General features: G+C 59.5%; 20 protein-coding genes. 5 read left to right on the top strand and 15 right to left on the bottom strand.

What is annotated here, in order from left to right; genetic code table 11:
• Positions 1-83 precede the first annotated feature (83 nt).
• The 8 genes from ACIQY3_RS16550 to ppsA form a co-directional block, all read right to left on the bottom strand.
• Positions 84-992, bottom strand: coding sequence for an OmpA family protein (locus ACIQY3_RS16550; RefSeq protein WP_403021216.1), 909 nt, complete (start codon positions 990-992; stop codon positions 84-86).
• A 107-nt stretch (positions 993-1,099) separates the two neighbouring features.
• Entirely contained in the window at positions 1,100-1,690 is a 591-nt protein-coding gene (gene sigX / locus ACIQY3_RS16545; RefSeq protein ID WP_054054007.1) for an RNA polymerase sigma factor SigX, read from the bottom strand.
• Between the two features lie 87 nt (positions 1,691-1,777).
• Positions 1,778-2,602, bottom strand: coding sequence for a mechanosensitive ion channel family protein (locus tag ACIQY3_RS16540; RefSeq protein ID WP_054054005.1), 825 nt, complete (start codon positions 2,600-2,602; stop codon positions 1,778-1,780).
• A 2-nt stretch (positions 2,603-2,604) separates the two neighbouring features.
• Positions 2,605-2,853 (bottom strand): hypothetical protein, encoded by a 249-nt coding sequence (locus tag ACIQY3_RS16535; protein WP_008146303.1) that lies wholly within the window; start codon positions 2,851-2,853, stop codon positions 2,605-2,607.
• A 64-nt stretch (positions 2,854-2,917) separates the two neighbouring features.
• Entirely contained in the window at positions 2,918-3,913 is a 996-nt protein-coding gene (locus tag ACIQY3_RS16530; protein WP_123403256.1) for a zinc transporter ZntB, read from the bottom strand.
• 39 nt (positions 3,914-3,952) lie between these two features.
• Positions 3,953-4,444: a ribonuclease E activity regulator RraA gene (rraA, locus tag ACIQY3_RS16525; RefSeq protein ID WP_403021212.1), complete on the bottom strand. Its 492-nt coding sequence runs from the start codon at positions 4,442-4,444 to the stop codon at positions 3,953-3,955.
• 121 nt (positions 4,445-4,565) lie between these two features.
• A complete protein-coding gene (locus ACIQY3_RS16520) occupies positions 4,566-5,555 on the bottom strand; it encodes an alpha/beta fold hydrolase (RefSeq protein ID WP_403021209.1) in 990 nt (329 codons plus the stop codon).
• A 189-nt stretch (positions 5,556-5,744) separates the two neighbouring features.
• Positions 5,745-8,120 (bottom strand): phosphoenolpyruvate synthase, encoded by a 2,376-nt coding sequence (ppsA, locus tag ACIQY3_RS16515; protein ID WP_054053998.1) that lies wholly within the window; start codon positions 8,118-8,120, stop codon positions 5,745-5,747.
• 175 nt (positions 8,121-8,295) lie between these two features.
• On the opposite strand from ppsA, the gene ACIQY3_RS16510 reads away from it, so the two are divergent.
• Positions 8,296-9,114: a pyruvate, water dikinase regulatory protein gene (locus ACIQY3_RS16510; protein ID WP_290025270.1), complete on the top strand. Its 819-nt coding sequence runs from the start codon at positions 8,296-8,298 to the stop codon at positions 9,112-9,114.
• A 111-nt stretch (positions 9,115-9,225) separates the two neighbouring features.
• Here the strand turns inward: ACIQY3_RS16510 and ACIQY3_RS16505 are convergent, their stop codons facing one another.
• Complete coding sequence (locus ACIQY3_RS16505; protein WP_403021206.1) at positions 9,226-10,635, bottom strand: PLP-dependent aminotransferase family protein; 1,410 nt, start codon at positions 10,633-10,635, stop codon at positions 9,226-9,228.
• 140 nt (positions 10,636-10,775) lie between these two features.
• Between ACIQY3_RS16505 and ACIQY3_RS16500 the strand changes: the two genes are divergently transcribed.
• Positions 10,776-11,663 carry a DMT family transporter gene (locus ACIQY3_RS16500; RefSeq protein WP_403021312.1) on the top strand — a complete coding sequence of 296 codons (888 nt, stop codon included), beginning with the start codon at positions 10,776-10,778 and terminating at the stop codon, positions 11,661-11,663.
• 117 nt (positions 11,664-11,780) lie between these two features.
• On the opposite strand, the gene prpD is transcribed toward ACIQY3_RS16500, so the two are convergent.
• The 6 genes from prpD to ACIQY3_RS16470 all read right to left on the bottom strand — a co-directional run bounded on the left by prpD (position 11,781) and on the right by ACIQY3_RS16470 (position 20,560).
• Positions 11,781-13,265 carry a 2-methylcitrate dehydratase gene (gene prpD / locus ACIQY3_RS16495; RefSeq protein WP_403021204.1) on the bottom strand — a complete coding sequence of 495 codons (1,485 nt, stop codon included), beginning with the start codon at positions 13,263-13,265 and terminating at the stop codon, positions 11,781-11,783.
• A gap of 290 nt (positions 13,266-13,555) precedes the next feature.
• Positions 13,556-14,746: a 2-methylaconitate cis-trans isomerase PrpF gene (gene prpF, locus ACIQY3_RS16490; RefSeq protein ID WP_403021201.1), complete on the bottom strand. Its 1,191-nt coding sequence runs from the start codon at positions 14,744-14,746 to the stop codon at positions 13,556-13,558.
• A gap of 54 nt (positions 14,747-14,800) precedes the next feature.
• Positions 14,801-17,392 carry a Fe/S-dependent 2-methylisocitrate dehydratase AcnD gene (acnD, locus tag ACIQY3_RS16485; protein ID WP_403021199.1) on the bottom strand — a complete coding sequence of 864 codons (2,592 nt, stop codon included), beginning with the start codon at positions 17,390-17,392 and terminating at the stop codon, positions 14,801-14,803.
• 205 nt (positions 17,393-17,597) lie between these two features.
• Complete coding sequence (prpC, locus tag ACIQY3_RS16480; RefSeq protein ID WP_290025277.1) at positions 17,598-18,725, bottom strand: 2-methylcitrate synthase; 1,128 nt, start codon at positions 18,723-18,725, stop codon at positions 17,598-17,600.
• Positions 18,726-18,953: 228 nt separating this feature from the next.
• The gene (prpB, locus tag ACIQY3_RS16475; RefSeq protein ID WP_008146328.1) at positions 18,954-19,844 is read right to left on the bottom strand and encodes a methylisocitrate lyase; all 891 of its coding nucleotides are present in this window, start codon (positions 19,842-19,844) and stop codon (positions 18,954-18,956) included.
• Positions 19,841-20,560 (bottom strand): GntR family transcriptional regulator, encoded by a 720-nt coding sequence (locus ACIQY3_RS16470; protein ID WP_403021309.1) that lies wholly within the window; start codon positions 20,558-20,560, stop codon positions 19,841-19,843. The genes prpB and ACIQY3_RS16470 overlap by 4 nt, the downstream gene beginning before the upstream one ends.
• 308 nt (positions 20,561-20,868) lie before the next feature.
• Here ACIQY3_RS16470 and ACIQY3_RS16465 point away from each other — a divergent pair, with 308 nt between their 5' ends.
• The 3 genes from ACIQY3_RS16465 to ACIQY3_RS16455 are packed head-to-tail and all read left to right on the top strand — an operon-like array spanning position 20,869 to position 23,929.
• Positions 20,869-21,405, top strand: a complete 537-nt coding sequence (locus ACIQY3_RS16465) for an ATP-dependent zinc protease (RefSeq protein ID WP_403021194.1) — start codon at positions 20,869-20,871, stop codon at positions 21,403-21,405.
• 5 nt (positions 21,406-21,410) lie between these two features.
• The gene (locus ACIQY3_RS16460) at positions 21,411-22,943 is read left to right on the top strand and encodes an inactive transglutaminase family protein (RefSeq protein ID WP_403021191.1); all 1,533 of its coding nucleotides are present in this window, start codon (positions 21,411-21,413) and stop codon (positions 22,941-22,943) included.
• Positions 22,943-23,929, top strand: a complete 987-nt coding sequence (locus ACIQY3_RS16455; protein WP_054053975.1) for an alpha-L-glutamate ligase-like protein — start codon at positions 22,943-22,945, stop codon at positions 23,927-23,929. The genes ACIQY3_RS16460 and ACIQY3_RS16455 overlap by 1 nt, the downstream gene beginning before the upstream one ends.
• The last annotated feature ends 198 nt before the right edge of the window (positions 23,930-24,127 follow it).

Here is a 24,127-nt window from a genome sequence, read left to right as displayed (position 1 = left end):
CCCACCTGATTCAACTTCCCCTCATCAAATCGCAGGCAAAGAAAAGCCCGGCCTAAGCCGGGCTTTTCAGAGCTGCAAGATAATTACTTACCTTGGGCTTCAACCTGCGCTTCTACGCGACGGTTTACAGCGCGACCAGCTTCAGTTTTGTTGTCAGCAACTGGGCGGGATTCGCCGTAGCCAACAGACTGAACGCGGGACGATTCAACACCGTACTGGTTGGTCAGAACTTGTTTAACGGCGTTTGCACGACGCTCGGACAGTTTCTGGTTGTAAGCGTCAGGACCGACGGAGTCAGTGTGACCTTCAACAGTAGTGGTGGTGGATGGGTACTGTTTCATGAAATCAGCGAGGTTTTTGATGTCGCCGTAGCTGTTAGGCTTGACTACCGACTTGTCGAAGTCGAATTTCACGTCCAGCTCAACACGAACAACTTCAGCAACTGCTGGGCAGCCATCAGCGTCAACAGTTACGTTGGCTGGGGTGTCCGGGCACTTGTCAACGTTGTCGCAAACGCCATCGTTGGCGCTGTCGGAGCAGACTTCAGCTGGTGCTGGAACTGGAGCAGCAGCAGGCTTGGCACCGCCGCCAACGTTGGCGAAGGTGGAGCGGTTACGACCGGATTCGTTCTGACCGATGCTTTGATCGGAGAAACCAGCCGAAACGTACGGACGCAGCATGTCGCCCGGGTTGTTGAAGTGGTACAGAGCGTCCAGAGCGGTGTTGGCGCCCTTGATGTTACGGCCGTTGTCTGCACGTACGTTGTGCACTTCGTCGTAGCCCAGACGCAGTTCAACGTCGTCGGTCAGGAAGTAACCAACCGAACCACCGAACAGGTTGCCGTTGTTCTTGAAGTTACGAGCGCTGTCGTTGAACTGCTTTTTGTAAAACAGCTGGCCTTCAACTGCGCCTTGGCCTTGTGCCAGAGCGCCGAACGAAGTGGCAGCAATAAGAGAACCAATGGCAAAGCCCAAGGTGTTTTTCAGTTTCATCCGTTAAATCCCCATCTGGTGATTGTGAAGCAGTCCCGCAAACCGGGGGACAACTCGGCGGCAAGTCTAACAGAACTTGCCTACACGTAAGAGATATTTGCTCTGAACTAAGTTTCAGCAACGCCCGCAAATTTCTCACGCAATTTATCTAGAGCACGTTTGTAACGCATTTTTGTCGCACTCAAGCCCATATGCATGATGTCCGCGATCTCCTGAAATTCCAGCTCTGCGACAAATCGTAGCACCAGAATTTCACGGTCAATCGGGTTCACATACACCAACCAGCGATCAAGTCCACCCTTATCCTCGGGTTTCGGCGCCTTTTCTTCAGACGCTTCCTCGAGGGGGTCCAGACTCAAAGCGTCCATCAAGCGACGCTTTCGCCGTTCTTTTCGATACTGTGTGATGCACTCGTTGTACGTGATGCTATAGAGCCATGTCTTGAACTTCGATTTCCCCTCGAAGTTCTTCAGGCCGTACAACACCTTCAACATCACTTCCTGACAGACATCGTCTGCGTCGCGATCGTTCCCAAGATATCGTGCACAAACGTTAAATAATGTTCGTTGGTAACGCCGCATCAGTTCTTCATAGGCGCGTGTTACGTGAAACAGCTCGGTATGCGAGCGCGCGACCAACTCCTCATCAGAGAGCTCGCGGGGGTCGTAGCGCGTGGAGAGCGATTGAGCTTTATTCAAAACAAGTCGGGCCGACAGTCAGGTCAATGTCCGCCGCAGTCCCTTCAGGGCAGTTTGCGGCGGCATACATTAGCAGGGTTTGCCGGGTTAGCGGCTACTCACATGCTGCTCCAGGAGGATCCGATTGGAGAGAGAGACTAGCTCACCCTCGTCGGTCAGCAATGTGGTTTTAACCGTGCCGATCTCTTCGATCTGACCTTCGACCTCGCCAACACGCACTTGTTGCCCAACCTGATACAACTCACGCACATAGATTCCCGCAAGAATCTGACCGGCAATTTCCCGGCTTCCCAACCCCATGGCCAGCGCAACCGCCAGACCAACGGTAATCAATACGATCACAATCACGTGGTTGAGCAGGTCAGTCTTGACCTCCAACTGGCTGATCGCAACCGACAAACTGATGATAATCACCAGGCCCTGGGCAATTCGCCCCAGGCCAGAGGCGTAATCCAGCCCTACGCCCTCTGCCGCACCGCGCACCAGCCCATTGGCCAGTTGCGCCAGCAATACCCCCACCAACAACACCAGCGCGGCGCCAAATACTTTCGGCAAATACAGCGCAAGCATATCCAGCGTAGCTGAAACCCGCTCAAGTCCAAGGGATTCTGCTGCCGACACAAGGAAAATCAGCAAAACAAACCAATAGACGATTTTGCCGATCAGGGTCGAAATGGGCACCTGAAGGCCGGCACGGGACAACAACTTGGTCAGGCCGGTACCGCCCATCAGGCGATCAAGGCCCAATTTGGCGAGCAGCTTGGACAACAAGGTGTCCAGAAGCTTGGCTACGACAAATCCCAGCAGTAGGACAACCAAGGCACCGAAGAGGTTCGGAATAAAATTCGCAACCTTGGTCCACAACGCAGTCATTGCAGTGACGAGGCTCTGAGTCCAGAGATCAAGTTCCATATTCAATCAGCCTTATCAGCAGTGCGAACTGTAGGTTTACGGTGACGGGAGACCGGCGCGACGTGGGCCGATCCATTGTTCAAGGCAATCATCAGCGCGGGCAACCAGCGGCCCAGCAGGCTGAACAGATCACCGGCGCCGACCTGGCGGTTGGCGGTTTTCAGGACACGGCCAAGGCACGCATCGTCGTCCCGGGTGGACGGAGATGCCTTGAGCATGTCACGCAAAGACTGTTCAAACGGATCGTGCATACGCACCTCTCGTAATGTCAGTGAAAGACGCGATCAAATTTGCCCGGGTCACATGGCTCATCGATCACACCCAGCGCAAACGTCGGAATAACCACCACTGCCCGAGTGCCACCGAGACCATCATCAGGCAGGCAATCAGGAAGCCATAGGGGCTCGCCGAGAACGGAATGCCACCAACATTGATGCCCAACAGACCGGTCAGAAAACTCATCGGCAAAAAGATCCCGGTGATGATCCCGAAGCGGTACATCGTGCGGTTCATGCGCACGCTCAAACGCCGGTCTTCGGCCTCCAGGACCAGCCCCACCCGCTCCCGGGTCAATTCCAGCTCCTCGAGATAGCGGGTCAGGCTGTTGTTCAATTCGTTCCAGTAATCGCCGTCATCTTCGACAAACCACGGCAGTTTTATCCGCGTCAGCTGTCCGAAAATATCCCGCTGCGGGGCCAGGAAACGTTTCAGTCCAGCCGCCCTGCGCCGGATCTGCAAAATGGAGCCATGCTCGGGTGTATACCGTTCGTCGGCATCCAGTTTTTCTTCTTCCTCATCGACCACTTCCGAGAGGCAAGTGACCAGATCCTGCACCTTATTGGTGAGGTACTGAGCCATATAAAGGATGAGTTCGGAGGCGGTTTTCGGGCCCTTGCCTTCGGCGAGCTGCACCAGCAACTCATCGGTGGCGCGCAACGGACGCAAGCGCAGGGAAATAACCCGCGGGGCCGAAGCAAAGATGCGCACGGAAACCATGTCCTCTGGCTCGGCGCCAGGGTTCAGGTTTACCCCACGCAAAAATAGCAGCAGTTCGCTGTCGGAAAGCTGTAAAAGCCGCGGACGGGTGTTTTCTTCGAGCAGCAGATCGCAGCTGAACTCACTCAGACCGCTGGATTTACGCAGCCAGGTCTGGGTTTGCGGGTGACTGCGATCCCAATGCAGCCACAGGCTTTCATGGGCCTGCAGCTGCAAGTCATCGAGATCAGTCCGGGCTATCGAACGCGCACCGCCTTTACCGTCCAGCACCAGGGCATGCACCAGCCCCCACTGCGCGTTTTCTTCCTCGAACATCCTCACCCCATGGTTACCACGAAAATTCGCATCGACGCTTTATTCAGGCATCTTCAGCGGGCTCGGCGAGATGATCACGCCGTTGTTGTCCGCATAAATGTAATGGCCCGGATGGAACGTCACGCCGGCGAAGGTCACCGGAACGTTAATGTCGCCAAGCCCGCGCCTGTCGGACTTTCTCGGGTGGCTCGCGAGGGCCTGCACGCCCAGATCGGTCTGCGCGAGGATATCGACGTCGCGAATGCACCCGTAGATGACCAGCCCTGCCCAACCGTTTTTCGAGGCTTTCTCGGCCAGCATGTCACCCAGCAACGCATGACGCAGGGAACCGCCACCGTCAACCACCAGCACCTTGCCGTCACCCTTGAGTTCGACTTGCTCTTTAACCCGCGAGTTGTCTTCGAAACACTTGATGGTCACGATTTCGCCGCCGAAGGAATCACGGCCGCCGAAATTGCTGAACATCGGCTCCAGCACCTGCACCAGCTCCGGATAGGCGTCGCACAGGTCAGGCGTAACGTAATGGTTCATCGAGAAACTCCTGTAAAGAGGAAGACAATCGAGGATGTCGCAAAATGACCAGAAAAGCTCAATGCGTCATATCTTAGCCGCAAGCCGACCGGAGCGAAATGCCCTTGTTAGAGCAGTGCGCTCAGACGGCCGTGGCCAAATCCGGCTTTTCCCCGAGCAACGGCGTCTGTTGATCAGCCAGCCAGCGGGCCACCAACGGCCAGACTTCGACCTGCGCCGCTTTGCTCACCAGCATTTCAACATGACCGAAATTGTCGGCAAAACCCTGTTCGCGGCCCAAGTTGATGAACTGCTTGTGCTCCGAGCCGAGCTGATCGAACAGTTTACGACATGCCCACGCCGGGTCTTGATGATCGCCGGCCGCGCTCACCGCCAGCACTGGCAACTGAACCTCGGTCAATCCGGCCCACCAGTCCTTGTCCGCATCGCCAAAGCGCCCGAACAGGCCGTACCAGCGCATGCTTTCCAGGGCCAGGCCAATCGGCTCGTCCTCCGGGCCGCGCTTGAGCCGTGAACCGGACAGTTGGGCAAAACGCTTGAGAATGAAGCGCCCGCTCCACTCCACCGGCGGAATCTTCAGCGGCCAGTAGGTGCGGCTGACCTGCGTCCCAAAAAACGCCGCCGAGGCTACCACCGGCTCGCCGATGTACTGACCACCCAGCGCTGCCGCCAGGGTAATGCCGCCCAGCGAATGACCGATCCAGTGCGGAACCTGGCCACTTTGTTCGCGCACGAACGCACCGATGGCTGGCAGATCGTAGCGGGCGTAGTCGGAAACGCGGTTCTTGCGGTAGTTCTGGTTGCGCTGGGACAGGCCGTGACCACGCATTTCCGGAATCCAGACATCGAAGCCCAGGCGCGTCAGGTAAGCGCCCAATCCCAGGCCCTTGGGGGAAAACCAGAACCGGCGATTGGAAAAACTGCCGTGCAGCAAAATCACCGGAACGCCGCGTGCGTCCGAGCCGTCCGCCATACCCAGGCGCGTCACCGCCAGCTCGACGGTGCCGTCGGGGCTGTTGCCGGGTTTCAATCGATACACGTCTTCGCTCAGATCACCGCGCCGCTCGGCGCTGATCAGGGCGACAGGAAATAGGTTGCTGCTGCTTTGCATAATGCTCTTGCACAAAAAAGGGCGGCGTCCAGAGGAGCCCGCCCTACTTGAATCACTGAAAAGCCCCGATCAATGTGGGAGCGAGCCTGCTCGCGAAAGCGGTGTATCAGCCAACATCCCTGTGGGATGTCAGTGCGCCTTCGCGAGCAGGCTAGCTCCTACAAGGAAGCGGGCCTTTCTCTCACACCATCAGACTGCTGCCTGGCCTTCAGCCAGGAAGAACCAGGTTTCCAGTACGGAATCGGGGTTCAGCGAAACGCTTTCGATGCCCTGCTCCATCAGCCATTTGGCCAGGTCCGGGTGGTCCGAAGGACCCTGGCCGCAAATGCCGATGTACTTGCCCGCCTTGTTACAGGCCTGGATGGCATTGGCCAGCAGCTTCTTGACCGCCGGATTACGCTCGTCGAACAGGTGAGCGATGATCCCGGAGTCACGGTCCAGGCCCAGGGTCAACTGGGTCAGATCGTTGGAACCGATCGAGAAGCCGTCGAAGAATTCGAGGAACTCTTCAGCAAGGATCGCGTTGGACGGCAGTTCGCACATCATGATGATGCGCAGACCGTTCTCGCCACGGGCCAGGCCATTTTCGGCCAGCAGGTCGATCACCTGGCTCGCTTCGCCCAGGGTGCGGACGAACGGCACCATGATTTCAACGTTGGTCAGGCCCATCTCGTTACGCACGCGCTTGAGGGCGCGGCATTCGAGCTCGAAGCAATCGCGGAACGATTCGCTGATGTAACGCGAGGCGCCACGGAAGCCCAGCATCGGGTTTTCTTCTTCCGGCTCGTAGAGCTTGCCGCCGATCAGGTTCGCGTATTCGTTGGACTTGAAATCCGACAGACGCACGATGACCTTTTTCGGGGTGAACGCTGCAGCCAGGGTGCTGATGCCTTCAACCAGCTTATCGACATAGAAGCCGACCGGATCGTCGTAACCGGCGATGCGCTTGTCGACGCTGTCCTTGATGTCCTGCGGCAGGCCGTCGTAGTTCAACAGCGCTTTGGGGTGAACACCGATCATGCGGTTGATGATGAATTCCAGGCGGGCCAGGCCGACACCGGCGTTCGGCAGTTGCGCGAAGTCGAAGGCGCGGTCCGGGTTGCCGACGTTCATCATGATCTTGAACGGCAGATCAGGCATGGCGTCCACGGAGTTTTTCTTGATGTCGAAGCCCAGTTCGCCTTCGAAGATGTAGCCGGTGTCGCCTTCCGCGCAGGAAACGGTCACGCCCTGGCCGTCTTTCAACAGCTGGGTGGCGTTGCCACAACCAACCACGGCCGGGATACCCAGCTCGCGAGCGATGATCGCCGCGTGGCAGGTACGGCCGCCACGGTTGGTGACGATGGCGCTGGCGCGCTTCATGACCGGCTCCCAGTCCGGGTCGGTCATGTCGGAGACCAGTACGTCGCCTGGCTGGACCTTGTCCATCTCGGACACGTCCTTGATGATGCGGACCTTGCCGGCGCCGATGCGCTGGCCAATGGCGCGACCTTCAACCAGCACGGTGCCGGTTTCTTTCAGCAGGTAGCGTTCCATGACGTTGGCCTGGGTGCGGCTCTTCACGGTTTCAGGGCGGGCCTGAACGATGTAGAGCTTGCCGTCGTCGCCGTCTTTGGCCCATTCGATGTCCATCGGGCACTTGTAGTGCTTCTCGATGATCATCGCTTGCTTGGCCAGCTCGCTGACTTCAGCGTCGGTCAGGCAGAAGCGTGCGCGATCGGCCTTGTCCACGTCGATGGTCTTGACCGACTTGCCGGCCGTGGCCACTTCGCCGTAGATCATCTTGATGGCTTTGCTGCCCAGGTTGCGGCGCAGGATCGCCGGACGACCGGCTTCAAGCGTTTGTTTGTGGACGTAGAATTCGTCCGGGTTCACCGCGCCTTGTACGACGGTTTCGCCCAGGCCGTAGGCGCCGGTGATGAACACCACGTCACGGAAACCGGATTCGGTATCGAGGGTGAACATCACGCCGGCGGTGCCGGTTTCGGAGCGGACCATGCGCTGCACGCCGGCCGACAGGGCCACCAGCTTGTGGTCGAAGCCCTGGTGGACGCGATAGGAAATGGCGCGGTCGTTGAACAGTGAAGCGAACACCTCTTTGGCGGCGCGAATGACGTTTTCGACACCACGGATGTTCAGGAAGGTTTCCTGCTGACCGGCGAAGGAAGCGTCCGGCAGGTCTTCGGCGGTAGCGGAAGAGCGCACGGCCACGGCCATGTCAGGGTTGCCGGCCGACAGCGTGGCGAACGCGGTGCGGATCTCGGCGTTGAGCTTCTCGGGGAATTCGGCTTCCATGATCCATTTGCGGATCTGGGCGCCAGTCTTGGCCAGGGCGTTGACATCGTCGACGTCCAGGGCGTCGAGGGCGGCGTGGATCTGATCGTTCAGGCCGCTCAGTTCCAGAAAATCACGATAAGCCTGAGCTGTCGTGGCGAAGCCACCGGGCACCGATACACCGGCACCTGCAAGGTTACTGATCATCTCGCCCAGGGATGCGTTCTTGCCCCCTACGTGCTCTACATCATGGACGCCGAGCTTATCGAGGGAAACTACGTACTCTACCAAGGTGATCTCTCCACTAACTGTGTTGGAAAAGCTCAGAAGCCGGCGGCTCGGGGGAGCCTTTGCCGACTGTATGGCCTGGACCTGGAAAATAAGTGAGAATGCGGGCCAACTGGCGGCCTACAAATCGCGTCTATCATATCCAGAAATCTTCACTAGCTTAAGGCCCAAGGTGCAAATGAAACGATCTGCTTTCTTCATCTCCGATGGCACGGGTATTACCGCCGAGACCCTCGGGCAAAGCCTGTTGGCGCAGTTCGAAAACATTACCTTCAGCAAATTCACGCGGCCCTACATCGACAACGTGGATAAAGCGCGGGCCATGGTACAACAAATCAACAAGGCCGCCGAAACCGACGGCTTCCGGCCGATCATCTTCGACACCATCGTCAATCAGGACATTCGTGAGATCCTCGCAACGTCCAATGGTTTCATGATCGACATTTTCTCGACCTTCCTGGCGCCTCTTGAACAGGAACTGACCGAGCATTCTTCCTACACCGTCGGCAAGTCCCACTCCATCGGCACCAACTCCAATTACATGGAGCGGATCGAGGCGGTGAACTTCGCCCTGGACAACGATGACGGTGCGCGCACGCATTATTACGACAAGGCCGACCTGATCCTAGTGGGCGTGTCGCGTTGTGGTAAGACGCCGACGTGCCTGTACATGGCGATGCAATTCGGCATCCGCGCCGCCAACTATCCGCTGACCGAAGACGACATGGAGCGCCTGACCCTGCCGGCCGCCCTGCGCGCCCACCAGCACAAGCTGTTCGGCCTGACCATCGACCCGGACCGCCTCACCGCGATTCGCAACGAGCGCAAGCCCAACAGCCGCTATTCGAGCTATGCCCAGTGCGAATTCGAAGTGCGCGAAGTGGAGAATCTGTTCCGCCGCGAGAACATCCCGCACATCAATTCCACGCATTTTTCCGTGGAAGAGATTTCGGCGAAGATCCTGGTGGAGAAAGGGGTTGAGCGGCGGTTCAAGTAGGCCTTTAGCACCTGCCCGACCGCCTTCGCGAGCAGGCTCGCTCCCACAGGAAACCGCGTCTATCACTCTACACGCGGTCAATGTGGGAGCGAGCCTGCTCGCGAAGAACGATTACACGGTTTCGGATAATGCCCCCACCAACGCCCCAAACCCATCCAGCAACAACCGATCATCCCCCGCCGAATTGCACACACTCGCCCGAATAAACTGCGGCACCGCCCCATGCCCCACCGCAAACGCCTCGGCGGTGGTCACCAGGTAATTATTCTCCTTAAGCTCCGCCGCAATTTGCGACGCGCGCCACGGCTCGGGCACTTCGATCCAGAAGTGTGGGCTATGGGGATGCGTCTTGTAGCCGACTTCTTTTAACACCGCGCTGACCAACCGCTTGCGACGGCTGATTTCGGCGATCTGCTGCCCGAGCAACTGTTCGGCGATACCGTTTTCGATCCACCCGGTCGCCAGTTCCATGGATAGCGGGTTGGCCATCCAGCACGTCCCGCACACCGCCGCGCTCAAGCGTCCGATCAACGGTTGCGGTGCGTGCAGATAACCCACGCGCAAACCCGCCGACACCGCTTTGCTCAGGCTACCGATCAACACCGAGCGCTCCGGGGCAAAGTGGCTCAAGGGCAAGGGACGCTGCTGTGCCAGCACGGCGTGGGCTTCGTCTTCGATGATCAGCAGGTTGTGCTGGCGACAGACCTCGACGATCGCCTCGCGCCGTGGGACCGACATCACCGCCGCCGTAGGATTCTGGATCGTCGGCGTGCAGTACAACGCGGCGACCCGATGCTGTTGGCAAACGTCCGACAGCGCATCGGGCAGCAGTCCTTCGTCATCCATCCCGACGCCGATCAGTTTTATCCCGAGCATGCGTGCGACGCTGATCAAACCGGGGTAGGTCAAATGCTCGGTCACCAGGGTGTCGCCGGGCTTGAGCAGCGCCATCAACACGCAGAGCAAACCGTGCTGGCCGCCGTTGACGCAAATCACCTGCTCGGCGTTCGGCACAAAGTCCAGATGCCGCAGCCAATGGGCGCCCGCCGCACGGTGTCGCGGTAATCCGCCGTCAGCCGTGTAGCCGCTGAGCAACTGCAAGGTCTGCGGATCACTGGCCAAGGCTTGCAGGCTCTGACTCAGGAAGGCCGCTTCCTGCCCCGGAATCGGCTGATTCCGACTCATATCGAAGAACGGCTGAGGCTCGTCGCTGACATTGCGAAAGCCGACATCCCGCGAACGTTCCATCCCGCGCTGACGCACATAAGTGCCGTCTCCTACACGGGCCACCACCAGCCCTACCCGCTCCAGCTCGCCATAGGCGCGACTGATGGTGCCGATGGTCACGCCGAGGCTGTCCGCCAACAGTCGATGAGGCGGTAACTTGCTGCCCGGCTCGATCAAACCCTCGCCAATGCTTTTTTCCAGCGCCTCGGCCAGGCGCTTGTACTTCACGCCGCGCCCATGAGCCAAGCCTTCGCGCAGGATTGACACCGTGGCAATACTTACTTTGACAGTCATTTCCGTCCCGAATAGCGTGCTGAAAACAGGTTCAATCAGGGATAGACCCTTTCCGTTATCAGGTCAATTACGCCGACCCACAAAGGAGCTTGAGCATGTCGATTGCCATCAGCACACCGTCCATCACGGGAAAACCCTGGCTGGCGGGATTGATCACCAGCACCTTGTTCCTGATCGTCTGCCTGAGTTGGGGCACGACATGGCTGGGGATCAAGATTGCCGTCGAGAGCGTGCCGCCCCTGACCGCCGCCGGCCTGCGCTTTCTGATCGCCTTTCCGCTGTTCTTGAGCTTCGCCCTGCTGCGTCGCGAGCCGTTGCTGTTTCCACGGCAGAGTCGCTGGTTTTTCGTGTTCGTCACGCTGTCGTATTTCAGCCTGCCATATTACTTGCTCAACTACGGCGAGATGCACGTGTCATCCGGCCTGACCGCGCTGCTGTTCAGCTGCATGCCGGTGTTTATCCTGATTTTTTCCGCTGTGTTTTTGCGGGAGAAAATCTATCCCTCCCAGGTGATTGGCATCGCCATCGGGTTTGGCAGTTTGTTCATGATTATTCGCAGCCAGGGCCTGCACCTGGACCATGCTGAATTCTTCGGTGTACTGGCGATTCTGGCGGCGGCGCTGATGCATGCGCTGTGTTACGTGATTACCAAGAAACAAGGCAGTGCGATCAGCGTGATTACCTACAACACGCTGCCCATCGGCCTGGCGGGATTGATGCTGTTTGTCGCGGGATTGAGTTTTGAGACGCCGGTGTTCGACGACATCACCGCACGCTCGTGGGGCGCCCTGCTCTATCTGGGCCTGGTGGCGTCGGTGGGCGGGTTTATCGTTTACTTTTTGCTGCTCAAACGGTTGAGCCCGATCATTTTGTCGTTCGTGTTTATTATTTTTCCGGTGTTCGCGGTGGTGATTGGGGCGTGGTACGAGGGGCAAAGTCTGAGCCGGGAGTTGATGATTTACTCGGCGGTGTTGCTGGCGGGGTTTGCCATTACCAAATTACCCGTCGAGAAATGGCTCAAGACCTGAACACATCGCCCCGTAGGACCTGCCGAAGGCTGCGATCTTTTGATTTTGCTTTTTAAAATCAAGATCAAAAGGTCGCTGCCTTCGGCAGCTCCTACAGGAGATTTTGTGTTTATCCGATCAGATCACGAACAGGTCGACAAACCGGTTAACCGGTGTCGCTTCCAACGCAGCCTGATCCTTGCACAACGCAAAAATCTCGGCGCTGCGCTGACCGGTGAAACGCGTCGCCAGGTTGGCCTTGAACTTGTCTTCCAGCAGCGGAATGCCATCGGTACGGCGACGGCGATGGCCGATCGGGTACTCGACCACCACGTTCTCGGTGCTTGAGCCATCCTTGAAAAACACCTGGATCGCGTTGGCGATGGAGCGCTTGTCGGCTTCCAGATACTCGCGGGTGAAACGCGGCTCCTCGACGATGACCATTTTCTCCCGCAGCACGTCGATGATCGGGTGCGCGGCGTGGAAGTCGTCTTCGTATTGCTCGGCCACCAGATTGCCGAAGGCCAGCGGCACGGCGGTCATGTATTGAATGCAGTGATCGCGGTCGGCGGCATTCGCCAAGGGGCCGACCTTGGAAATAATGCGGATCGCCGATTCGTGGGTGGTGATGACGATCTTGTCGATTTCGTGCAGGCGATTGCGGACCTGAGGATGCAGGGTCACGGCAGCTTCGCACGCGGTCTGCGCGTGAAACTCGGCGGGGAAGCTGATCTTGAACAGCACGTTTTCCATCACGTAGATGCCGTACTGGCGAGAGAAGCTGAACGCGCGTTTGTCGTCGGGCTTGAGCGCCAGATCGTTATTGGTGTGGCTGAACAACACGTCATAGAAACCCCACTGCTTGGCGGTCAGGACGCCGGGGATGCCCATCTCGCCACGCATCGCAATGTCCGCCAGACGCACGCCACGGCTGGAGGCATCGCCGGCAGCCCAGGATTTGCGCGACCCGGCGTTCGGCGCATGACGATAAGTGCGCAGCGCCTGGCCATCGGCAAAGGCGTGGGACAGCGCCGACAGCAACTGCTCGCGATTGGCGCCCATGAGTTTGGCGGTGACCGCTGTGGAAGCGACTTTCACCAGCATGACGTGATCAAGGCCTACACGGTTGAAGGAGTTTTCCAGCGCGATCACGCCCTGAATCTCGTGGGCCATGATCATCGCTTCGAGCAGCGCGCGGATGGTCAGCGGCGCGTCGCCATTGGCCAGGCGTTTTTGCGACAGGTGATCCGCCACCGCGAGAATCCCGCCGAGGTTATCCGACGGGTGCCCCCACTCGGCGGCGAGCCAGGTGTCGTTGTAATCGAGCCAGCGCACGATGCAGCCGATGTCCCACGCGGCTTTGACCGGGTCGAGACGAAAGGAGGTGCCGGGTACTCGAGCGCCGAACGGGACGACGGTGCCCTCGACGATAGGGCCCAGGTGTTTGGTGCACTCGGGAAAGCGCAGGGCCAGCAGGCCACAGCCGAGGGTGTCCATCAGGCAGTTGCGGGCGGTGTCGAGTGCTTCTGTGGACTCGATTTTGAAAGTGAGGACGTAGTCAGCGATGTCCTGCAGGACCGTGTCGTAGTCGGGGCGGTTGTTCAGGTCGACGTTGGCGCTCATTCGGGGTTACTCCAGTGAAGGAATGATGGGGTTGTTGTGTTCCTCAGCGGCAGGTTGGGTTGGTTTTTTGCAGGTCTTGGGGTGCCTGCTTGATGTGTATTTTTTCAGTTGCATCGACCCCTCACCCCAACCCTCTCCCCAAAGGGGAGAGGGGGAAAGGGAGCCGATCTCCATGCTTTTCAACACTTGAGTTCGGTTCGGAATGGCAGGTCGCTGTTGCTATCAAGAACAACTCGGTCAGCCCCCTCTCCCCTCTGGGGAGAGGGTTGGGGTGAGGGGTGGCTTTCAGATCAGAAAGAATCACCCGGCACGCGAACGTAACCTTCCATCAACACCCGCGCACTGCGGCTCATGATGGCTTTGTTGACGGTCCATTCACCGTTCACCTGACTGGCCTCGGCACCCACACGCAACGTCCCGGACGGATGCCCAAAACGCACCGCATTGCGCTCGACACCACCCGCCGCCAGGTTCACCAACGTGCCGGATATCGCCGCCGCCGTGCCAATCGCCACCGCCGCCGTGCCCATCATCGCGTGGTGCAATTTGCCCATGGACAACGCACGCACCAGCAGGTCGACATCCCCCGCCGCAATCGCCTTGCCGCTGGACGCCACGTAGTCTGCCGGTTTGGCCACGAACGCCACTTTCGGCGTGTGCTGCCGCTTGGCCGCTTCGTCCAGGTCCTTGATCAAACCCATGCGCAACGCGCCGTAGGCACGGATGGTTTCGAACATCGCCAGGGCTTTCGGGTCGCCGTTGATCGCGCCCTGCAACTCGGTGCCTGTGTAGCCGAGGTCTTCGGCGTTGATAAAAATCGTCGGGATACCGGCATTGATCATGGTCGCCTTGAAGGTCCCGACGCCGGGCACTTCAAGGTCATCCACCAGGTTGCCGGTGGGGAACATCGAGCCACCGCCGCCCTCTTCTTCCGCCGCTGGGTCCATGAATTCGATCTGCACTTCGGCGGCCGGAAAGGTCACGCCGTCGAGTTCGAAATCACCGGTTTCCTGCACTTCACCGTTGGTGATCGGCACATGGGCGATGATGGTCTTGCCGATGTTGGCCTGCCACACCCGAACCACGGCAACGCCGTTGTGCGGAATTCGGCTGGTGTCCACCAGACCGTTGCTGATGGCGAACGAACCGACTGCCGCCGACAGGTTGCCGCAGTTGCCGCTCCAGTCCACGAAAGGCTTGTCGATGGACACCTGGCCAAACAGGTAATCCACGTCGTGATCGGCCTTGATGCTTTTCGACAGAATCACGGTTTTGCTGGTGCTGGACGTCGCGCCGCCCATGCCGTCGATTTGCTTGTCGTACGGGTCGGGGCTGCCGATGACCCGCAGCAATAAGGCATCGCGGGCCGGACCGGGAATCTGTGCCGCTTCGGGCAGGTCTTTCAGGCTGAAGAACACGCCTTTACTGGTGCCGCCGCGCATGTAGGTGGCGGGGATTTTGATTTGAGGTACGTGAGCCATGTCATTCCTCTATTGGCCGACAGGGGACGTGAAATCCCCTGCGGCCCTGGATGTTTAAACGGCGACGGCCGATTCAAGGAAGTCCTGGGCAAAGCGCTGCAACACGCCGCCCGCTTCGTAGATCGACACTTCTTCAGCGGTGTCGAGACGGCAAGTGACCGGCACTTCGACACGCTCGCCATTCAGACGATTGATCACCAACGTCAACTGCGCACGCGGGGTACGGTCGCCGATCACGTCGTAGGTTTCGCTGCCGTCGATGCCCAATGTGTGACGGTCGGTGCCCGGCAAAAACTCCAGCGGCAACACGCCCATGCCCACCAGGTTGGTGCGGTGAATGCGCTCGAAACCTTCGGCGGCAATCGCTTCCACACCGGCCAGGCGCACGCCTTTCGCCGCCCAGTCACGGGACGAACCCTGACCGTAGTCGGCACCGGCAATGATGATCAGCGGCTGCTTGCGCTCCATGTAGGTTTCGATGGCTTCCCACATGCGCATGACCTGGCCTTCCGGCTCGACGCGGGCCAGCGAACCCTGCTTGACCTTGCCGTTTTCCCGGACCATTTCGTTGAACAGTTTCGGGTTGGCAAAGGTCGCGCGCTGCGCGGTCAAGTGGTCGCCACGGTGGGTCGCGTAGGAGTTGAAGTCCTCTTCCGGCAGGCCCATTTTCGCCAGGTATTCACCCGCCGCACTGTCGAGCATGATCGCGTTCGACGGCGACAGGTGATCGGTGGTGATGTTGTCCGGCAGCACCGCCAGCGGGCGCATGCCCTTGAGCGGACGCGCCCCAGCCAGCGCGCCTTCCCAGTACGGCGGACGGCGGATGTAGGTGCTCATCTCGCGCCAGTCGTACAGCGGCGTGACTTTCGGGCCGGTGTCTTCGTGGATGGCGAACATCGGAATGTAGACCTGGCGGAACTGCTCCGGCTTCACCGAGGCTTTCACCACGGCGTCGATTTCTTCATCGCTCGGCCAGATGTCTTTCAAGCGAATGTCCTTGCCATCGACCACGCCCAGCACATCTTTTTCGATGTCGAAGCGGATGGTCCCGGCGATGGCGTAAGCGACCACCAAGGGCGGCGAAGCGAGGAACGCGTTCTTGGCGTATGGGTGAATCCGCCCGTCGAAGTTGCGGTTGCCGGAGAGCACAGCGGTCGCATACAAATCGCGGTCGATGATTTCTTGCTGGATCACCGGATCGAGTGCGCCGGACATGCCGTTGCAGGTGGTGCAGGCGAAGGCGACGATGCCGAAACCGAGTTGCTCCAGCTCACTGGTCAGCCCGGCTTCGTCGAGGTACAGCGCAACGGTTTTCGAACCCGGCGCCAGGGACGATTTGACCCACGGCTTGCGGGTCAGACCGAGCTTGTTGGCATTGCGCGCCAGCAGGCCGGCGGCGATGACGTTGCGCGGGTTGCTGGTGTTGGTGCAACTGGTGATGGCGGCGATGATCACCGCGCCGTCCGGCATCTGGCCGGGCACTTCGGTCCATTGGCCGGAGATGCCTTGGGCCGCGAGGTCCGACGTGGCAACGCGAGCGTGCGGGTTGCTCGGGCCGGCCATGTTGCGCACCACCGAGGACAGGTCGAAGCTCAAGCCGCGCTCGTATTGCGCGCCCTTCAGGCTGTCGGCCCACAGGCCGGTGGTCTTGGCGTAGTTCTCGACCAACTGCACCTGATCGTCTTCGCGGCCAGTGAGTTTCAAGTAGTCGATGGTTTGCTGGTCGATGTAGAACATCGCCGCAGTGGCGCCGTATTCCGGGGCCATGTTGGAAATGGTTGCGCGGTCGCCGAGGGTCAGCGCCGAAGCACCTACGCCGAAGAATTCCAGCCACGCGCCGACGACTTTTTGTTTACGCAGGAACTCGGTCAGCGCCAGCACCATGTCGGTGGCGGTGATGCCCGGTTGCAACTTGCCGGTCAGCTCGACGCCGACGCTTTCTGGCAGGCGCATCCACGACGCGCGACCGAGCATCACGCTCTCGGCTTCCAGGCCACCGACGCCGATGGCGATCACGCCCAATGCATCGACGTGCGGTGTATGGCTGTCGGTGCCGACGCAGGTATCGGGGAAAGCCACGCCGTCACGCACCTGGATCACCGGAGACATTTTCTCCAGGTTGATCTGGTGCATGATCCCGTTGCCCGGTGGAATTACATCAACGTTCTTGAAGGCTTTTTTGGTCCAGTTGATGAAGTGGAAACGGTCTTCGTTGCGACGGTCTTCGATGGCGCGGTTCTTCTCGAACGCTTCCGGATCAAAGCCACCACGCTCGACGGCCAGGGAGTGATCGACGATCAATTGCGTCGGCACAACCGGGTTCACTTGCGCCGGGTCGCCACCTTGCAGGGCGATGGCGTCGCGCAGGCCGGCGAGATCGACCAGGGCGGTTTGGCCGAGGATGTCGTGGCACACCACGCGGGCCGGGAACCACGGGAAATCGAGGTCGCGCTTGCGTTCGATGAATTGCTTCAGGGAATCGGTGAGCGTGGCCGGGTCGCAGCGGCGCACCAGGTTTTCCGCGAGCACGCGGGAGGTGTACGGCAGGGTGTCATAGGCGCCAGGCAGGATCGCTTCGACCGCCGCACGGACGTCGAAATAATCCAGATGGCTGCCGGGCAGCGGTTTGCGGAATTCTGTGTTCATCGGTCAGGACTCGGTCACGGTAGTTGCAAAAGGTGGGGCCTGGCACAGGTCTTGAAATTCACACCGGTCCATTGTGGGAGCGGGCTTGCTCGCGAAAGCGGTGTATCAGTCGACATCAATGTTGGATGTCAGTCCGTCTTCGCGAGCAAGCCCGCTCCCACAGGGGTTTGCGGTTTATTCAGTAGCCTGCGCTAGCCTCCACCGGTCAGCGTTGTTCGATTGGCACGAACTTGCGCTGTTCGACGCCGACGTACTCGGCGCTCGGGCGGATGATGCGGTTGTTGGCACGTTGTTCGAACACATGCGCCGCCCAGCCGGTCAGGCGCGAGCAGACGAAGATCGGTGTGAACAATTTGGTCGGGATGCCCATGAAGTGGTACGTCGACGCATGGTAGAAGTCGGCGTTCGGGAACAGTTTCTTTTGCTCCCACATGGTTTTGTCGATGGCTTCGGAAACAGGGAACAACACGGTGTCGCCGACTTCGTCCGCGAGTTTTTTCGACCAGCCCTTGATCACCTCGTTGCGCGGATCGTTGTCCTTATAGATCGCGTGACCGAAGCCCATGATCTTGTCCTTGCGCTCGAGCATGCCGAGGGTGCCTTTGATCGCCTCTTCCGGCGACTTGAAGCGTTCGATCATTTCCATCGCCGCTTCGTTGGCGCCGCCGTGCAGCGGACCGCGCAGAGAGCCGATGGCGGCAGTGATGCAAGAGAACATGTCCGACAGGGTCGACGCGCAAACACGGGCAGTGAAGGTCGAAGCGTTGAACTCGTGTTCCGCGTAGAGGATCAGCGACACGTTCATCACTTTGACGTGCAGATCGCTCGGCTTCTTGTCGTGCAGCAAGTGCAGGAAGTGGCCGCCAATCGTCTGTTCGTCAGTCACGCAATTGATGCGCTTGCCGTCGTGGCTGAAGCGATACCAGTAGCACATGATCGCCGGGAATGCGGCCAGCAGGCGGTCGGTGACGTCGTGTTGCGCGCCGAAGTCTTTCTCCGGCTCGATGTTGCCCAGGAACGAGCAACCGGTGCGCATCACGTCCATCGGGTGGGCGTCGGCGGGGATGCGTTCCAGCACTTCTTTAAGCGCTTGCGGCAGGTCGCGCAGCTTGCTCAGTTTGTCGATGTAACCTGCCAGTTGCGCTTTGGTCGGCAGTTCGCCGTACAGCAGCAGGTAGGCGACTTCTTCGAACTGCGCGTCAGCCGCCAGTTCGCGAACGTCATAGCCGCGATAGGTCAGGCCTGCGCCCGACTGGCCCACGGTGGACAGTGCGGTTTGCCCGGCTACCTGGCCACGGAGCCCGGCGCCACTGAGTACTTTTGCTTCGGCCATTGCTGTCTCCAATCTTGAAATTTTTAGGGAATCTGCAATTTCTTTCGGTTTACATCGCTCTCTCTGTAGCAGCTGTCGAGCACCGCGAGGCAGCGTCCGGCGGCGCAGCCGTCGTAAACCCGGCATACGCGGTATAACCGGAAAAACTCAATCGCCTGGTTAGGCGAGTCCTTCGGCCTCGTACGCAGCCTCGCAGGCTCGGCAGCTGCTACAAAAGCGCGCGCTTCTTCATTTCTTCGCGGCAAACAACGCATCGAGCTTCTGCTCGAAGGTGTGGTAGTCGATGCGATCGTAAAGCTCCATGCGGGTTTGCATGGTGTCGATCACGTTCTGTTGCGTGCCGTCGCGGCGGATCGCGGTGTAGACGTTTTCCGCAGCCTTGTTCATCGCGCGGAACGCCGACAATGGGTATAGCACCAGCGACACGTCGGCAGCGGCGAGTTGCTCGGTGGTGTACAGCGGCGTCGCGCCGAATTCGGTGATGTTGGCCAGGATCGGCGCTTTCACGCGGCTGGCGAACAACTTGTACATGTCCAGTTCGGTGATGGCTTCCGGGAAAATCATGTCGGCGCCAGCCTCGATGCACGCGGCAGCGCGATCCAGGGCAGATTCCAGACCTTCGACGGCCAATGCATCGGTGCGCGCCATGATCACGAAGCTGTCATCGGTGCGGGCATCGACGGCGGCTTTGATGCGGTCGACCATTTCCTGCAGCGACACGATCTCTTTATTAGGACGGTGACCGCAGCGCTTGGCGCCGACCTGGTCTTCGATGTGGATCGCCGCCGCGCCGAACTTGATCATCGACTTGACGGTGCGCGCGACGTTGAACGCCGAGGAACCGAAACCGGTGTCCACGTCCACCAGCAGCGGCAGGTCGCAGACGTCGGTGATGCGGCGCACGTCGGTCAGCACGTCATCCAGGCCGGTAATCCCTAAGTCCGGCACGCCGAGGGAGCCGGCAGCCACCCCGCCACCCGACAGGTAGATCGCCTTGAAACCGGCGCGCTTGGCCAGCAGCGCGTGGTTGGCGTTGATCGCGCCGACCACCTGCAAAGGATGCTCGCTGGCGACCGCATCGCGGAAACGCTGGCCTGGAGTGCTCTTGTTGGAACTCATGACTCACCTCGTTCAGTGGCTGTCTTAGTGGCGCCGTCCTGGTAGTGACGGGCGATATTGCGTTTGGAGGCGCCGATGTGGCGGCGCATCAACAACTCGGCCAGCTCACCGTCACGGTCGGCGATGGCGTCGAGAATCCGGTGGTGCTCGGCAAAGGCCTGGCGCGGGCGATTGGGCGTGGTGGAAAACTGGATGCGGTACATGCGCACGAGTTGATAGAGCTCGCCGCAGAGCATCTGGGTCAGGGTGCGGTTGCCGCTGCCCTGGATGATCCGGTAATGAAAGTCGAAATCGCCTTCCTGCTGGTAGTAGCCGACGCCGGCCTGGAACGCCGCATCGCGCTCATGGGTTTCGAGGACCCGGCGCAGCTCGTCGATTTCTTCGAGGGTCATGCGCTCGGCGGCCATGCGACAGGCCATGCCTTCCAGGGATTCGCGAATTTCGTAGAGCTCCAGCAACTCGGCGTGGCTCAGGGAAACGACGCGCGCACCGACGTGCGGTATGCGCACCAGCAGGCGCTGGCCTTCCAGACGATGGATCGCTTCGCGCAACGGTCCGCGGCTGATGCCATAGGTGCGGGCCAGCTCCGGCTCGGAGATCTTGCTGCCCGGGGCGATCTCGCCCTTGACGATGGCCGCCTGGATGCGTCGGAAGACGTTCTCGGAAAGTGTTTCCGAATCGTCCTGCGCAATAACCGGGGGATCGAGTTGATCCAACATGATTGTCGACACCTTGTTAGGCAATGCGGCAAAAACTAGCGAATACAGGCCGTATAGTCAAAGGATAAATAGGTATTGTCGACAATCGTCTAATAACCGCTTGCACCATAACGACGCAGCCCCCTGGTTTATAGCCCCCTGCCAGCGGTGGCGCCATAAAACCACCGTGCTAGAATGCCGCCCGCATTTGTTTGTCATTTGCATCTGCACGGCTTGTCATAAATAGCTGATAGGCATACGAGGGAGCTTGCGCAGCGATGCCAGGGCCTTGAATCGAAGCACGGACCGTTGCGCACCCAGGATTTATGAGACTCAAGCCCTTCCCCACCTTCCTTTATTTCCTGTTCCTGCCCGGTGTCGCCGCCGCGGGGGAAAAAACCGTGTACGGCCTCAACGAGTACGCCTCGTTGAACGGCATTGAACTGGAAGTCGCCGCCAAACTCGACACCGGGGCGAAAACCGCGTCCTTGAGCGCCCGCGACATCAAGCGTTTCAAACGCAATGGCGAATCCTGGGTGCGCTTTTATCTGGCGATCGATGCCGCGCACTCGCACCCGATCGAACGGCCACTGGCCCGGGTCAGCAAAATCAAGCGCCGGGCCGGTGACTACGACCCGGAAGAAGGCAAGAAATACACGGCCCGCCCGGTGATAGAGCTGGATATCTGCATGGGTTCGGCGTTGCGCAGCATCGAAGTGAACCTGACCGACCGCAGCGCCTTCCAATACCCGCTCCTGATCGGCTCCGAGGCGCTCAAACGCTTCGATGCGCTGGTCGACCCCAGTCTTAAATACGCTGCTGGCAAACCCGCCTGCGCCACCGACGCTCATACCGCAGAGTAATTCCAATGCGCTCTATTAACCTCCACCTGAAAATCCTGATCGCCATTCTGGTGGTGCTGGGCATTTCAGTTACGGCCTACCAGATCTTCGTGCTCGGCATTCCCGTCACCGAAGACGCCACGGACGACTTGTGGAACATCGACGCCAAGGTCGAGTTCGTCGCCAGTGCCAAGGACCCGGTCAAGATCCAGATGTTCGTGCCGCCCCTGAGCCGCGACTATGTGAGCCTGAACGAAAGCTTCATCTCCAATAACTACGGCGTGGCGGTGAACCGGGTCGACGGCAACCGCAAGGTCACCTGGTCGGCGCGTCGGGCCAAAGGTAACCAGACTCTTTATTACCGCTTGGTGCTGACCAAGCGTTACAGCGGCGAAAAATCCAAGATCAAAGGCCCGACCTTCCGCGACAGCATCGCCGTCGAAGGCGCGGAAAAAGTGGCTGCCGAAGCCCTGCTCGCGCCGATCCGCCAACACTCGGCCGACGTCGAAACCTTCGTCGGCGAAGCGATCAAGCGAGTCAACAATCTCAACGACGACAACGTGAAGCTGCTGCTCGGCGGCGATCCGTCCACCGCCAACAAAGCCCGGATCGTCGAGCTGGTCCTGTCCATTGCCCACGTGCCGGTGGAAAAAGTCCACACCATCCGTCTGGTGGCCGACCAACCGCAAATCCCTGAACTGTGGCTGCGCAGCTTCAACGGCACCGACTGGCTGTACTTCAACCCGGAAACCGGCGAACAGGGCATGCCGACCGACCGCCTGCTGTGGTGGACCGGCGACGAAAACCTGATCACCGTCGATGGCGGCAAGAAAGCCAACGTCACCTTCAGCCTGAACAACAGCGAAATGAACGCCATTCGCCTGGCCAAGCTGACCGACGAAAACACCGACGCCAACTTCCTCGAATACTCGCTATACGGCTTGCCGCTGCAAACCCAGCAGACCTTCATGATCATGGTGATGATCCCGATTGGCGTGCTGGTGATCCTGATCTTGCGCAACCTGATCGGCCTGCAAACCCTCGGTACCTTTACTCCGGTGCTAATCGCCCTGGCCTTCCGCGAGACACAACTGGGCTTCGGGATTGTGCTGTTCACCATCATCACGGCGCTGGGGCTGTCGCTGCGTTCCTACCTTGAACACTTGAAGCTGCAAATGCTGCCGAGGCTGTCGGTGGTGCTGACCTTTGTCGTGGTGCTGATCGCGGCGATCAGCCTGTTCAGCCATAAACTCGGCCTGGAGCGCGGGTTGTCGGTGGCGCTGTTCCCGATGGTGATCCTGACCATGACCATCGAACGCCTGTCGATCACCTGGGAAGAACGCGGTGCCGGGCACGCCCTGAAAGTAGCGATTGGTACGCTGTTCGCCGCCTCCCTGGCGCACCTGATCATGAGCGTGCCGGAACTGGTCTACTTCGTGTTCACCTTCCCGGCGATCCTGTTGATCCTGGTGGGTTTCATGCTGGCCATGGGTCGCTATCGCGGCTACCGCCTGACCGAGTTGGTCCGCTTCAAAGCGTTCCTCAAGGCTGACTCGTAATGTTCGGTTTCTGGAAGACCTGGAAGGCCCTCGAAGCCCGGGGCATCATGGGGATCAATCGGCGTAACGCGGACTACGTGCTCAAATACAACAAACGCAGTCTGTACCCGATCGTCGATGACAAGATCATCACCAAGGAACGGGCAATCGCCGCCGGCATTAACGTGCCGGAGTTGTACGGGATCATTTCCACCGAGAAGGAAATCGACAACCTCGACAAGATCATTGGCGGGCGCAGCGACTTCGTGATCAAACCGGCCCAGGGCGCGGGCGGCGACGGCATTATTGTGGTGGCGGACCGTTTCGAGGGTCGTTATCGCACGGTGTCCGGCAAGATCATCAGCCATGAAGAAATCGAGCACCATGTCTCCAGCATCCTCACCGGCCTGTATTCCCTGGGCGGGCACCGGGATCGGGCGTTGATCGAATACCGCGTCACGCCGGACCAGATTTTCAAGAGCATCAGTTACGAAGGCGTGCCGGACATCCGCATCATCGTGTTGATGGGGTATCCGGTCATGGCCATGCTGCGCCTGCCGACCCGCCAGTCCGGCGGCAAGGCCAACCTGCACCAAGGCGCGATTGGCGTCGGTGTGGACCTGGCCACCGGCCTGACCCTGCGCGGCACCTGGCTGAACAACATCATCACCAAACACCCGGACACCACCAACGCGGTGGATGGCGTGCAACTGCCGTACTGGGACGGGTTCATGAAACTCGCCGCAGGCTGCTATGAACTGTGCGGCTTGGGTTACATCGGCGTGGATATGGTGCTCGACCAGGAGAAAGGGCCGCTGATTCTTGAGCTGAACGCCCGGCCTGGGTTGAACATCCAGATTGCCAATGATTGCGGCCTGACGTTGCGCACCCATGCGGTCGAGGCGCGGCTGGAAGAGCTGAAGGCTCGCGGGGTTATTGAGACGGTGCAGGAACGAGTGGAGTTTGTTCAGGAGATGTTTGGGCATATTCCGCCGGTTGAGGGTTAGGTCTGGATTTTTCGGACTCAGTCAGATCCACCCCTCACCCTAACCCTCTCCCCAAGGGGTAGAGGGAACCGACCGAGTAGTTTATTCGAGCTACATCGACCTGAAATATCGAGTCGAACTCAGGTTCTGAAAAGCCCCCCGATCTGCTCCCTTTCCCCCTCTCCCCTCTGGGGAGAGGGCTGGGGTGAGGGGTGGTTT

Source organism: Pseudomonas sp. NPDC096950 (assembly GCF_044762525.1).
Lineage (GTDB): Bacteria > Pseudomonadota > Gammaproteobacteria > Pseudomonadales > Pseudomonadaceae > Aquipseudomonas.
The sequence above is the reverse complement of the archived record's forward strand: the minus strand, read 5'-3'. Positions and strand labels throughout refer to the sequence as shown.

Coding starts and splice junctions, on each gene's coding strand:
- ACIQY3_RS16550 (WP_403021216.1), bottom strand. CDS start 992: ATGAAACTGAAAAACACCTTGGGCTTTGCCATTGGTTCTCTTATTGCT.
- ACIQY3_RS16540 (WP_054054005.1), bottom strand. CDS start 2,602: ATGGAACTTGATCTCTGGACTCAGAGCCTCGTCACTGCAATGACTGCG.
- ACIQY3_RS16535 (WP_008146303.1), bottom strand. CDS start 2,853: ATGCACGATCCGTTTGAACAGTCTTTGCGTGACATGCTCAAGGCATCT.
- ACIQY3_RS16530 (WP_123403256.1), bottom strand. CDS start 3,913: ATGTTCGAGGAAGAAAACGCGCAGTGGGGGCTGGTGCATGCCCTGGTG.
- rraA (WP_403021212.1), bottom strand. CDS start 4,444: ATGAACCATTACGTTACGCCTGACCTGTGCGACGCCTATCCGGAGCTG.
- ACIQY3_RS16520 (WP_403021209.1), bottom strand. CDS start 5,555: ATGCAAAGCAGCAGCAACCTATTTCCTGTCGCCCTGATCAGCGCCGAG.
- ACIQY3_RS16510 (WP_290025270.1), top strand. CDS start 8,296: ATGAAACGATCTGCTTTCTTCATCTCCGATGGCACGGGTATTACCGCC.
- ACIQY3_RS16505 (WP_403021206.1), bottom strand. CDS start 10,635: ATGACTGTCAAAGTAAGTATTGCCACGGTGTCAATCCTGCGCGAAGGC.
- prpD (WP_403021204.1), bottom strand. CDS start 13,265: ATGAGCGCCAACGTCGACCTGAACAACCGCCCCGACTACGACACGGTC.
- prpF (WP_403021201.1), bottom strand. CDS start 14,746: ATGGCTCACGTACCTCAAATCAAAATCCCCGCCACCTACATGCGCGGC.
- acnD (WP_403021199.1), bottom strand. CDS start 17,392: ATGAACACAGAATTCCGCAAACCGCTGCCCGGCAGCCATCTGGATTAT.
- prpC (WP_290025277.1), bottom strand. CDS start 18,725: ATGGCCGAAGCAAAAGTACTCAGTGGCGCCGGGCTCCGTGGCCAGGTA.
- prpB (WP_008146328.1), bottom strand. CDS start 19,844: ATGAGTTCCAACAAGAGCACTCCAGGCCAGCGTTTCCGCGATGCGGTC.
- ACIQY3_RS16465 (WP_403021194.1), top strand. CDS start 20,869: ATGAGACTCAAGCCCTTCCCCACCTTCCTTTATTTCCTGTTCCTGCCC.
- ACIQY3_RS16460 (WP_403021191.1), top strand. CDS start 21,411: ATGCGCTCTATTAACCTCCACCTGAAAATCCTGATCGCCATTCTGGTG.
- ACIQY3_RS16455 (WP_054053975.1), top strand. CDS start 22,943: ATGTTCGGTTTCTGGAAGACCTGGAAGGCCCTCGAAGCCCGGGGCATC.